The sequence below is a fragment of the Oceanospirillum sp. genome (assembly GCF_982874595.1).
Map to the genome: position 1 here is coordinate 60,815 of NZ_CEYNZH010000008.1, position 12,835 is coordinate 73,649.

The 12,835-nt window shown below is 54.5% G+C and carries 5 protein-coding genes; 4 read left to right on the forward strand and 1 reads right to left on the reverse strand.

The window, feature by feature from the left end:
- Nucleotides 1-29 precede the first annotated feature (29 nt).
- Nucleotides 30-2,390 carry an EAL domain-containing protein gene (locus tag AC4GL5_RS05635; RefSeq protein ID WP_490381812.1) on the forward strand — a complete coding sequence of 787 codons (2,361 nt, stop codon included), beginning with the start codon at nucleotides 30-32 and terminating at the stop codon, nucleotides 2,388-2,390.
- Nucleotides 2,391-2,418: 28 nt separating this feature from the next.
- Here AC4GL5_RS05635 and AC4GL5_RS05640 read toward each other — a convergent pair whose 3' ends face one another.
- The gene (locus AC4GL5_RS05640; RefSeq protein ID WP_490381813.1) at nucleotides 2,419-2,787 is read right to left on the reverse strand and encodes a hypothetical protein; all 369 of its coding nucleotides are present in this window, start codon (nucleotides 2,785-2,787) and stop codon (nucleotides 2,419-2,421) included.
- A gap of 140 nt (nucleotides 2,788-2,927) precedes the next feature.
- On the opposite strand from AC4GL5_RS05640, the gene recC reads away from it, so the two are divergent.
- From recC to recD, 3 genes are read left to right on the forward strand one after another with little or no spacing between them, the layout of a single operon-like run.
- Nucleotides 2,928-6,620 (forward strand): exodeoxyribonuclease V subunit gamma, encoded by a 3,693-nt coding sequence (gene recC, locus AC4GL5_RS05645; protein WP_490381814.1) that lies wholly within the window; start codon nucleotides 2,928-2,930, stop codon nucleotides 6,618-6,620.
- On the forward strand, nucleotides 6,617-10,627 hold the full coding sequence (gene recB / locus AC4GL5_RS05650) for an exodeoxyribonuclease V subunit beta (protein ID WP_490381815.1): 4,011 nt from the start codon (nucleotides 6,617-6,619) through the stop codon (nucleotides 10,625-10,627). Before recC ends, recB begins: the two co-directional genes overlap by 4 nt.
- Nucleotides 10,624-12,816 carry an exodeoxyribonuclease V subunit alpha gene (gene recD, locus AC4GL5_RS05655; protein ID WP_490381816.1) on the forward strand — a complete coding sequence of 731 codons (2,193 nt, stop codon included), beginning with the start codon at nucleotides 10,624-10,626 and terminating at the stop codon, nucleotides 12,814-12,816. Before recB ends, recD begins: the two co-directional genes overlap by 4 nt.
- Nucleotides 12,817-12,835 lie beyond the last annotated feature (19 nt).

Sequence of the window (12,835 nt, forward strand, 5' to 3'; positions counted from 1 at the left end):
TGGCATCAATTCTTGTCTAGGGAAGGACTATGCCACTTTCGTTTTTTCGGCCACTGAACGTTGTTTGTATTCTTCTCATTCTCTCTGTGTGGTTGTGTTATCCCAAGATCGCAGCTGCTGAGGATGAAGAGGTGGTGGTTGCTGTTCCCGCTTTCTGGGGCGTGGCAAAAACGGAGCAGCAGTGGCAACCCCTGGCGGATTATCTGACGCAGGAGATACCGGAATACCGGTTTGCTATCCGTGCTTTTCAGCTACCGGATCTGGAGCGCGCGGTTATCTCGGGTCAGGCTGATTTTGTATTTGTTAACCCGTCGATCTATGTGCTCTATACCTACCACCTGGGTTTGAGTTCTCCTCTGGCTACCTTGGCGAATCGGGTGAAGGGGCAGGATATCAGCCAGTTTGCGGGTGTTATTTTTACCCGTTCTGAATTGACCGATCTAAAGAACTTATCTGACCTGAAACAGCGAAAAGTAGCGGCCGTATCGCCTTCCTCTTTGGGGGCCTATCAGATGCAGCGCTACCGCTTGCATCAGGAAGGACTGGAGGTGGAAGAAGACCTTCAGATGCAGTTCACAGGGTTGCCTCTGACCCGGGTTGTTGATGCTGTTTTGTCCGGAGAGGCGGATGCTGGTTTTATCCGGGCGGGAGTCCTGGAAGAACTGGTTGAGCAGGGAGAGCTTAAGCCGGAGGACTACCGTTTATTAGGGGTAAAAGAGCATGTTGCATTTCCACTGCAGGTGAGTACCGCGCTTTATCCCGAATGGGCTTTTGCCGCACTTTCGCATGTTTCCAAAGATCTTTCCCGTCGTGTTTCCGGAGCCTTGTTATCCATGCCGCTTGGCGGCGAGGTGGCGCAGCAACTGAATATTTCCGGCTTTACCATTCCCGGTGATTACCGGGTTATTGATCAGCTGCTGAGGGAGCTACGCTTACCGCCTTTTGATCAGCTTCCGAAGCTGACCTGGGCGCAGATCTGGCAGCAGTTATACGCTTATCTGTTGTTTCTTGTTTTAGTACTTGTCTCTGTACTGACCCTGTTTACCCTGCATCTGTATCGCTCCAATAAAGCGCTCAAACGTAGTCAGGATCATATTCACCATCTGGCTTACTATGAGCCTTTAACAGGCTTACCCAATCGCTCTTTTCTGCTGGAAAGTCTGGAGAAGGATCTGCAGTGTCCCCATGGAAAACGCCTGAATCTTTTATTGCTGAACCTTGATCACTTTAAGACGATTAATAATGCCAGAGGGAGTCGCTTTGCCGATGGTTTACTGCGGCATATCGCAGGGCTGTTAGAGCAGCATTTGAAGAGGGAAATCTCGCTGTTTCATATGAGTGGTGATGAGTTTGCCTTGCTGTACTCGTCCCCTGAGATTGCGGGTCAGGTGCAGGCTATTTTTTCTGAGCCGGTGAATATTGATGGCGAGTATCTCCACCTTTCGGTCAGTACGGGATCAACTAAAATCCGGGCCGGAGACTGTGACGAGACGGCCGAGCTTATCATTGGTCGCGCAAGCATGGCGCTTTACACCGCCAAGCAGCAAGGCGGCCAGACAAGTGTTCATTTTGAATCTGCGATGGCAGAGCATATCAGTCAGAAGTTTCAGGTGGAAAAAGAGCTGCCTTTGGCGATTGAATCCGGTGAGCTCAGACTGTTTCTGCAATCTCAGGTTGATAGCCTTGCGCAGGTGAAATCGGCCGAGGTTCTGGTGCGTTGGCAGCATCCGCAGAAAGGACTCTTGTCACCGGGATATTTTGTCCCTATTGCTGAAGAGTCGAATCTGATTGTCGATCTGGGGCGTTGGGTGCTGACCAATGCCTGTCGTCTGCTGGGTAACCGGATAGAGCAGGGGCTGAATGCGCTGCCTTTAGCGGTTAATATCAGCCCCCGGCATTTCCGCCAGAGTGACTTCGTCAATGAGGTTGCCGACTGTCTGCAGCGTTATCGGGTGCCAGCCCACTACCTCACACTGGAGGTCACTGAAAGTCTTGTGATTGATGATCTTGAGGTCATGCGGGAAAAAATGTTTGCCTTGCGGCAGTTGGGGGTTCGGTTATCAATTGATGACTTTGGCACAGGATATTCTGCGCTTTCTTACCTGAAACGCCTGCCTATTGATGAGATTAAAATTGACCAGAGCTTTGTTCAGGGCGTCACCCGTGACAAAGAAGATGCCGCACTGGTCGAGGTGATTATCGCGGTCGCTGAAAAACTCGACTTAGATGTTGTGGCAGAGGGGGTTGAGACTGAGGAACAGGCCGACTTTCTTAAACGCCATGGTCAGGTTCTGCATCAGGGTTATCTGTACTGTAAACCGATGCCGGGTGATATCTGGTATGCAACCTGTGTTGACGCCGGTGACACCGTCCCGATTATGTCGCGGTGATCTTACGGCTTGTCATCCTCTGGTCAGCCTATAGCGTCAGAGGAAGCATCGGTCTTGAATCTTCATTGCCTTTTAGTGCGCAAAACTCTCGCTTTTGGCCATCAGCGTAGAAGACCTGCACATTAAAGCCGGCTCCCGTCGGGTGATTCAGAAATAACGTGCGTGATTCGCCCGCCGGTAGCCGGAATGTCTGCAGGCTGGACTGACCGTCAGCGCTGCCAAAGTCCAGTTTGATTGCGGTAATCATCTGAGCACTCTGGTTTTCAAAGCGCACAGAGAAACCTTCTGTTGGTGTCAGCAAATAGCCCAGTACGGCTCCGGCCAGTAGCAACAGCAGGGTCTTAGTGTTTAGTAACCGAGGCTGTTTGCTTTTTGGATCCGAGGTATTGTGCGACATAGTGTCAGTATCCCGAGTGGTGTTAAACGGACCATAGTAAACTCAGTGCGCTTGCCTGTATCTGAGGTAAATTGCCACACCGCCAACCGCTGTGGTTGCTCTAAGACGTATGTATTTTTATTGGTTATTGAAGGACAGATATGACGGTTAATAGCTGGCCCACCGGCATGATGGTGATTCAGGGCAATCATCTGGAAGAACTCAGGGATGTGATGACCGGTTGGATTCAACGCTATCCGCTGGGACCGTTGGACGATGAGCAGATTCTGGTTCAGAGCAACGGTATCGCCCAGTGGCTGAAAATGGCACTGGCCGAAGATGAAGACAAAGGCGGCTGTGGTATTGCCGCTGCGATGAAGGTGCAGCTGCCGGGGCGTTTTATCTGGCAGGCTTATCGCTGCTTTGAGCCAGATATTCCCAGTGCATCTCCCTTTGATAAAGGCCCGCTGACCTGGACCCTGTATCAGCTGTTGTCGGATCAGGATCAGCTGCAGGCCAACCTGCCTAATCCGGACTGTTTATCCCCCCTGCTCGGCTTTCTGAAAAAAGATGCCGATCCGCGCCGTACCTATCAGCTGGCAGCCAAACTGTCGGATATGTACGATCAGTATCAGGTGTATCGCGCCGATTGGCTGGAGGCCTGGGAGAACAACCAGGATATTCTGATCCGTGTCGGGCAGGAGCCGAACCAGATCCCGCTGCCTGACGAACAGCTCTGGCAACCTGCGCTTTGGCGCTTGCTTAGCCAAACCATTCTGGAGCGCCCATTAGAGTCTCACTCTAACGAAACACTGGATGAAAAGGAGCGCTTCTGGGCCAAGAAAAGCCGTTCCGAGATTCACCGGATTATTGTCGATCAGTGCCAGCAACGGGTAGAAGCACCGGATGACCTGCCAAAGCGCGTCATCGTGTTTGGTATTTCGGCCCTGCCACAACAAACCCTTGAGCTGCTGCAGGGGCTATCCCGCTTCTGTCAGGTACTGCTTTTTGTTCACAACCCAAGCCCTCATTACTGGGGCGACCTGATTGAGGGGCGGTCGCTGTTAAAGCAGTACACCCGAACCGCCGCCCGCAAGCTGCCGGAAGGCATCCCCCTGGAAAGTCTGCACCTGCAGGGCAATCCGCTACTGGCTTCCTGGGGTAAACAGGGGCGTGATTATCTGCACCTGCTGGACGAAAGTGATCAGCCGGAAGCCTACCGTCAGCACTTCAACAGCATCGACCTGTTTGAACCGCCAAAGCCAGATACTCTGGGCGTTATGCCCTTGCTGCGTCAGGTTCAGGACGATATCTACCAATTGAGAAGTCTGGATGAGCGGCAAAAGCTAAGTGAGCAGCCTGAAAACCGGATCGACCCGGAAACCGATAACAGCCTGCAGTTTCTGATCGCCCATAGCCCCCAGCGGGAGGTCGAAATCCTGCATGATCAGCTGCTGGATGCCTTTGAACAGGCCCAGAAGCATGGAGAAGCCCTGCAACCCAGAGATATTCTGGTCATGGTGCCGGATGTTTCGGTTTATGCCCCCCATGTGCAGGCTGTTTTTGGGCGCTACAGCTCGCAGGCAAATGCTGCCGGTGAATACAGCACGCGCGACTCCCGCTTTATTCCCTACCATATTTCTGATCAGGGGCAGCGGGGCATTAACAGCCTGCTGACCGCCTTTGAAAGCCTGCTGCAGTTGAGGGATGCCCGCTTTGCTGTCAGTGAACTGCTCGACCTGATGGATACCCCTGCGCTGCAGGTCCGTTTTGGCTTTACCGAAGACCAGCTGCCGCGATTGCATCAGTGGATCAAGGGCGCGAATATCCGTTGGGGGCTGGATCAGCAGCACAGAACAGAGCTGGATCTGGCAGAAGCCGGTGAACAGAATAGTTGGCTGTTCGGCCTGAAACGTATGCTGTTTGGCTATGCTGTCGGGCAGAGTGATCGCTGGCATGAGATTGAACCCTACGACGAAATTGCAGGGCTTGAAGCCGCGCTGATCGGCCCTCTCGTCCTGCTGATCGATGCACTGCAACTCAGCCGTGATGCCATGATGACCGAGCGAACCCCGAGAGACTGGGAGCGGGTGATCAATGAACTCTGTCATCGCTTCTTTACCGCACAGGAACCTGCCGACGAGCGCGCCCTCAACGATATCAGCAAAGGGCTGGACAGCTGGTGCAATGAGTGCGAACTGGGCCAGCTGACGGATGAACCTCTGCCGCTGGAAGTCTTACGGGAAGAACTGCTAAGCCGTATCGACCAGCCCACTCTGACCCAGAAATTCCTCGGTGGCTCGGTGAACTTCGCCACCCTGATGCCGATGCGTGCTATTCCCTTTAAACAGGTCTGGTTACTGGGTATGAACGATGCCGACTATCCCCGTAGCCAGCAGGCGGCAGATTTCGACCTGATGGCCAACGACTACCGTCCCGGTGACCGTTCCCGTCGGGAAGATGATCGTTACCTCTTTCTGGAAGCCCTGCTATCCGCGCGGGAGCGTCTGGTGATCTCTTGGGTCGGTCGTAATATTCGCGATAACTCCCCCAAGCCGCCTTCGGTTTTGGTGGGGCAGCTGCGGGATTATCTGGCCGCAGGTTGGCGACTGGCTTCAGATCCTGAAGAGAACACGTCTGATCTGTTGGATGCGATTACCACAGAGCACCCGTTGCAGCCGTTTAGTGTGAAGTACTTTCTGCCGGATGAGAGTGGTCGATCGACGCACTTCACCTATGCCCGAGAGTGGCGGGAGGTGCATGAGCCTGAAATGGTTTCTGCTCAGGCCGATCAGAAGCTCTCGAATCTGGTGCCGGATCAGGCGCTGATCTCCGGTGATATCCAGCTGCCCCCTTTGGCGCTGGATGCCCCCTTAACCCTGAGTGATCTGGCGGAGTTTCTGCGTCATCCGGTGAAAACCTTTTTCAGTCGTCGCCTGGGCGTGCGCTGGTTTGATGAAGGCGAGATCGCCGAAGATGAAGAGCGTTTTGCATTGGATGGTCTTGGCCGCTGGGCGTTGCAGAAAACGCTGATCGACCGTGTTGTACAACAGCAGGCGGTCTCTCTGGAAGCTCCGGCGGATCTGCTACTGGATGAAGCCCTGAATCGTTTGCAGGCCGCGGGTGAACTGCCCATGGCGGCCTTTGCGGAAGCAGAGCAGAACCGGTTAAAGGATGCGCTTTATGAACCCCTTAGCCTGAGTCAGATGCTGCAGCAACAATATCCACTGCCACACACGACCCGGGTTCGGGTGTTTGAGCTTTCCACAGGAGATCAGCTGGAAGCCCAGCTCAATGATCTGCGCCGTGATGCTTCCGGCAACACTATACGTCTGATTCTGCAGCCAAGCCGCTTGCTGCAGGGGGATGATCTCAAGTATTACCATCTGATCCGTCACTGGCCAGCGCACCTGTTTGCTCAGCTGGAGCAACCTGTGGTGACTCATCTGTTGGGAGCCGACAGTCAGCAAAGTATTCAGATGCAGCCCGTTCCGGCTGAAGAAGCAGAAGCCCTGCTGAAAGATCTGGCGGAAGCCTGGCTGGAAAACATCAACCAGCTTTGGCCGCTGGCCTGCAAAACAGGCTTCAGTTATCTCACCGATGGCGATGCTGCTGGTGAGTATCTGGGTGGCTTTAACCGCAGTGGTGAAATTGACGATCATCCGGCTTATTCCCGCTTCTGGCCGGATTTTGACGCGCTATCGGCCGATGGCCGTTTTGATCAGCTTGCGGAGCGTCTTTACGGCCCCATGTTAGCCTGCTTAAAACCAGCTCAGCCTGAAGGCGATTCACCGGATGGAGCATCAGATGAAGGAAAGAGCAGCAAAGTTTTACTTAAAGGAGGTGTCGCATGAGTTCGGAGCCTTATGATCTGAATCAGGATCAGAACTCGCAGCCAAGCCGGGATTTTAACTTCCTAACCTTTCCGCTGACCGGTAGCCAGCTGATCGAGGCCAGTGCAGGAACCGGTAAAACCTTCAGTCTGGCATTGCTCTATACCCGACTGGTGCTTGGTCATGGCGGCTTGGGTTTAAACGGAGAGGAAACAAGCTTTCACCGTCCGTTAACGCCAAAAGAAATTCTGGTGGTGACCTTTACCGATGCGGCGGCAGAAGAGCTGCGTGACCGTATCCGAGCCCGACTGGTGGAAGCAGCTGTCTTTTTTCAGGATATGGAGACAGAAAGGGATCCCTTCGATCCGCTCTATATTCTTCGAGCCAGTATTCCTGCGGTAGAATGGCCCGGTTGTGCCTGGCGCCTGAAACTGGCCGCTGAATCTATGGATGAAGCCAGTATCTCCACCATTCACAGCTGGTGTAACCGTATGCTGGTGGAACATGCTTTTGATACCCGAGGGCTGTTCAACCGTGAGCTGGTCACGGATCAGAGTGAACTGCTGGCAGAAGTGGTACGGGATTACTGGCGTAAGCATTTTTATCCCTTGTCAGCTGCCAAGGTTTCTCTGGTGCTGGATTGTTTCGCCTCACCGGAAGCTTTGCAGCAACGTCTGCAGGGGCTGATGGGCAATCATCAGGCGGGGCTGAGTTTTGAAGGTCGCCCTTTAACCGTGCCGGATTTTGATGCCTGTCTGAACGCCCATTATGAACATCAGCAGGCGCAGGAAGCCGAGGCTGCCCGTAAGGCAGAGCTTGAGCAAACCGCCCGCAGCCAATGGGCAGCGCAACAGGAAGAGATTGAAGCCTATCTGTGGCAACTACAGCCTGTGCTTTCCGGCACTCAGCATGACAGTGCCAAGCCGGAGAAATTTACCCAGCTGCTGCAAAGTATCGCCCTTTGGGCAAAGGACGAGGGGAAAGCTCCTGGCAAGCTAAAAAACTTCGCTGAAGGTGCTTTCAGTTTTAAAAAGGGCAAAGAGCAGGAGGTTAAAAACTTCCCAGCTTTTACCAGCCTGAAAGCGATCTACTGGGCTGATGCAGATGATGCAGTGGCAGAGCATGATGAACCGCGGCAGGTTACTGTTAAAGAACCGGATACCGATCTCCGTTCTGCACTGACCGCCCATGCGCTGGACTGGGTCAGCACTCAGTTTGATGCACGCATGCAACGTCGGGCCGAGATGGGCTTTGATGACCTGTTGACACAGCTGGCGGATGCCCTGAATGACCCCGAGCATGGACCGCATCTGGCGATGACACTGGCCAAAGCCTTCCCGGCAGCCATGATCGACGAGTTTCAGGATACCGACCCGGTTCAGTATCAGATTTTTAAGCGTATTTATCACCTTGAAGAGAACCGGAAGGAGAACCTTCTGGTGATGATCGGTGATCCCAAACAGGCGATCTACAGCTTCCGTGGCGCGGATATTCACACCTATCTGCAGGCAAGAAACGCCACCACAGGACGGCACTACACCCTGAAGCGTAACTTCCGCTCCAGTGACGGTGTGGTTGCCGCCTGTAATCATCTTTTCCGGCATGCTGAGGAGCATCCCCGGGGAGCCTTCCGTTTTAACGCCGATGGTGACAATCAGGTGCCCTATGTGGTGGTCGATGCCAAAGGACGAAAGGAGCAGCTCTGCTTTCTTGGTCAGCCGGTTGCACCCATGACTCTCTGGCCCTTTGAGCATGACGAGGATGAGCCGCTGAGCATGAGCGCCTATCGTCAGCAGGCGGCAGAAGTGGCCGCCAGTCAGGTGACTCACTGGCTGAATCTGGCGCAGCAACAGCAGGCGGGGTTTGCCACCTTATCGGATCAAGACCCTGAAGGTTCGAAAGGTCCTCTCAACATCGATCAGCCGCTGAAACCCAAAGATATCGCCATTCTGGTGCGTACCGGTAGTGAAGCCCGTCTGGTGAGGGATCAGCTGGCAAAACGTCAGGTCGCCAGTGTCTATCTCTCGGATCGGGAATCGGTTTTTTCCAGTGCTGAGGCGGTGGATCTGCTGCATTGGTTACGGGCGGTTGCCGAACCGAGCGATGAACGCTTGGTCAGAGCGGCACTGGGCAGCAATACACTGGAACTGCCTTTGGCTCAGTTGGCCGACTGGCGGGAAGATGAGCTGGGCTGGGAAAGTCAGATGCTCTTCTTTGCCCGCTTGCATCGTATCTGGCTGCAGCAGGGCGTTCTGGCGATGGTACGTCAGCTGATGGATCACTATCGACTGCCAGCCCGCTTGCTGAAGAAACCGGAAGGCGAGCGTTGCCTGACCAACCTGCTGCATCTTGCGGAGTGGCTACAGCAGGCTGCTGTCGAGGTAAAAGGTGAACAGGCACTGATTCGTCATCTGTCAGAGCAGATCGAATCCGGTGACAGCCAGAATATCCTGCGTCTTGAGAGTGATGCCGATCTGGTACAGGTGATCACCATCCACAAATCCAAAGGTCTGGAATACCCGCTGGTGCTGCTGCCCTTTATTGGCAGCTGGCGTGAGATTGACGGTAAAACCCCGCAGGTGAACTGGCGGCAGGGGCTGGGTGATTCCCAGCGGACTTACGCCGAAATTGCCGGAAAGTCGCGCTTTGGCGAAGCCTGGGATCTGGCTAATGATGAGCGCATCAGTGAAAATATGCGCCTGCTCTATGTTGCTCTGACCCGTGCCAGTCATGCGCTTTGGCTGGGTATCGGGCCGCTGAAATCCGGTAATGCGAAAAAACCTCAGATCGAGCGTTCCGCCATGGGCTATCTGTTGGCTGGTGGTGATGCTACTCAGACCAAAACTGCTGAAGCGGTGATGGAGGCTTATCGGGCTTTGGCATCTGGCTGTGACAGCATTCGCTTGCTGGATCGTGCTCCGGATGTGTTGGATAACCGACTGCAGCAACCGGAACCTCCGGTGTTAAGTCCTGCCCGGGTTCCGCCACAGCTCAATGCCCTGAAAGGCTGGTGGATCGCCAGTTACTCGGCCATCGAATATGGCGCTGTTGCCGGTATGCGCGGCGGAGCTGATCACAATGTTCATTCCGGTATTGCTCATTCTGGAGTTGCTGATCCTGAACTGGCGGTAGAAGCGACCGCCTCTGAAACCCGGGATGAGCCTCTGGAGCGGGCACCGCTTCCGGAAGAGCTTGATGAGAAGAATGTTATGCACCAGTTCCCAGCGGGAGCCAGCTGGGGCACCTTCCTGCACTGTTTGCTGGAGTGGGCCGCAATCCAGCGATACCGCACCCAGGATGGTCAGTTGATCAAAGGTTTTCAGGCGGCGGCACTGGATGATGCCTCCCGTCTTGAGTATCTGCAGCGCCAGTGTGAATTCCGTGATATTGAGCATATGGCTGCCCCGTTAAGTGACTGGCTAAAAGCTTTCCTGCAGATGCCCTGGCCGCTGATATCTTCTGAGAATACGACCTTTTCACTATCAGAGTTATCGCCTAAGGCCTGCGCTGTGGAGCTGGAGTTTCTGCTGGAGAGCCGCGGAGTGAATACCCTGCAACTGGATCAGCTGGTCAGCCGTTACACGCTGGATCAGCAACCCCGTCCGGCAGCGTTGCCCAATCAGCTGAATGGCATGCTCAAGGGGTTTATCGACCTTGTGGTGGAGCATGACGGCCGTTATTACGTGGTGGACTGGAAATCGAACAAACTGGGTGAGGATGATACCGCTTACACCCATGATGCGATGGTGGCCGCGATTCTGAAGAAGCGTTATGACCTGCAGTATTGCCTTTATCTCTTGGCGTTGCATCGTCAGCTGAAAGCCCGCTTGCCGGATTATGATTATGACCGTCACATCGGTGGCTCGGTTTATGTCTTCCTTCGGGGATGGCAGGGGGAGTCATCGGGACTGTGTTTTGAGCGCCCGCCAAAAGAGTTGATTGAAGCGCTGGATCGCCTCTTCCGGGGTGAGTCCGTGGCGGTCGGCTTTAACAGCCATGAATCCGGTGAACAAGGGATGTTGCTATGAGTGATGGGACAATGATCCAAGATCTTTCACAGGAAATGCCTCAGGAGCTATCTCAACAGATGTCGGGGAATCTGCCCCTGATTCAGCAGCTGGAGATCTGGCAGGAAGCCGGTGCTATTCGTGCGCTGGATCTGGCCTTTGCCCGCTTTATTCGTCAGCAGGAGCCGGAAGGACGTTGTACCGATGCCGTGCTGTTAGCGGTAACTCTGGTGAGTGAGCGAACCGCCCACGGTCACGTGTGTCTGGATCTGGTTCAGGCACAGCAGGAGCCTTCCGGTCTGCTGTCGCCGGTTTCTGAGGAGCGCCTGCGGGAGCTGGTCGGTCGTCAGCTTCGCAGTCAGCTCAGTGCTGTGTCGCTGACACAATGGCTGGAACAGCTGACGGCCTGTTCCGCGATTGAAGATTTACGCGGCCAGCTGGATACCGATGCCGTTTTGGCCCGCGGCAATCAGCCACTGGTACTGACAGGAACCACTGAGCGGCCGCTGCTCTATCTGCGTCGCTACTGGCAGTACGAGCAGGAGGTCCGACAGGGCATTGAACAGCGTCTGCTTCCACTGGATGTATCGGACAAAATTCAGCCGCTGATACAGGTCGTCTTTGGCCCTGAGCCGGATCAGCTGTTGCCCAACTGGCAGAAGGTTGCCTGCGGTCTGTCGGCCCGCAGCGGCTTCAGTATTATCACCGGTGGCCCCGGAACCGGGAAAACCACCACGGTAGTGCGTCTCTTAGCGTTGCTACAAGGACTGGAGCTGGCAGAAGGCGCGCCGCCGCTGGTGATTCGCTTGGCAGCCCCTACCGGTAAAGCGGCCGCACGACTGAACGAGTCCATTGCCGGCAGTGTTCAACGACTGAATCTGAATCTTGAGGGTTTATCCGCAGATGCGCGGGGGCTGTTCCCTCAGGATTTGCCATCGGATCAGTGGCAGGCGTCGATTCCGACCGAGGTCAGCACCCTGCACCGTTTACTCGGCAGTCAGGCCAATACCCGTCACTTCCGTCATAACCGGGCCAATCCGTTACCGGCCGATATTGTGGTGGTGGATGAAGCTTCCATGGTGGATGTAGAGATGATGGCTAAGCTGATGGATGCTCTTCGACCGGATGCCCGCCTGATTCTTCTGGGGGATAAAGATCAGCTGGCATCGGTGGAAGCGGGCTCTGTATTGGGGGATCTTTGTCAGCAGGCGGAAGAGGGTCATTACAGTAAAAAGAGTTGTGCTTATGTGGCATCGGCCACGGGGCAGCTGATTGGGGAGGAGTATCAGGCCACTCAGGAAACACGGGCTCTGCCAAGGCTGGGGCGTATGCTGAGTCAGGCAACGACCATGCTGCGGCACTGCTATCGTTCTGAAGGTCAGGGGCTGCTGGATTTTGCTGCCTGGGTTAACCAGCAGGGCGTACTGAATTTCGGCTTGGCAGGATTACAGCGCTATTTTCAGCAGTTTGCCGGCGAGTTGAATGCATTGGAATTGCCCTTAGTTCAGGATAAACACCGGGACTGGAGCGCCTTTGATCAGCTGATGCTGTCGGGTTATCAGCCTTATCTGCAGAAACTGAATGAGTTGGAGCGTGTTCTTGCTGATTCAGAGCCGTCTGTTTCTTCTGAAGAGGTTTTGGAAAGCTGGGTACTGGAGCTGTTTGAGCAGCATAAGAAATTTCAGCTGCTGTGTGCGGTACGTCAGGGAGATTTTGGTGTTGATGGACTGAACCTGCGCATCCGTCAGTTATTGGCAAACCGTCGTCTGATCGATGCCGGTGAGCAGCAGTGGTACTCCGGGCGGCCTGTGCTGGTAACCCGGAATGACTACAGCTTAAAACTGATGAACGGGGATATCGGTATCTGTCTGCAGTTACCGCAAAGTCACGAAGAAACAGGCCGTTCCGGTATCAGTGCTTTCCGGGTTGCTTTCCCGGATGGCAAAGGCGGTATCCGCTGGGTTCTGCCAAGTCGCCTGCAGGGCGTTGAGACGGTATTCGCCATGACGGTGCATAAGTCACAGGGCTCTGAGTTTGAACATACCGCGCTGATTCTGCCGGACAAGGTGAACGCGGTACTGACCAAGGAGCTGCTGTATACGGGTATCACCCGCTCGAAAAAGATGTTCACCCTGATTACTCCAGAGCATAAGGTGCTGGAGATGGCGCTGAAGCAGAAGATCAGTCGTGCCAGTGGGCTTTTGGTTTAAAAGCCCTTTTGTGATCGGG

What these genes read in the sequence shown, in the direction of transcription:
- AC4GL5_RS05635 (WP_490381812.1), top strand. Translation starts at nt 30, where the DNA reads ATGCCACTTTCGTTTTTTCGGCCACTGAACGTTGTTTGTATTCTTCTC.
- AC4GL5_RS05640 (WP_490381813.1), bottom strand. Translation starts at nt 2,787, where the DNA reads ATGTCGCACAATACCTCGGATCCAAAAAGCAAACAGCCTCGGTTACTA.
- recC (WP_490381814.1), top strand. Translation starts at nt 2,928, where the DNA reads ATGACGGTTAATAGCTGGCCCACCGGCATGATGGTGATTCAGGGCAAT.
- recB (WP_490381815.1), top strand. Translation starts at nt 6,617, where the DNA reads ATGAGTTCGGAGCCTTATGATCTGAATCAGGATCAGAACTCGCAGCCA.
- recD (WP_490381816.1), top strand. Translation starts at nt 10,624, where the DNA reads ATGAGTGATGGGACAATGATCCAAGATCTTTCACAGGAAATGCCTCAG.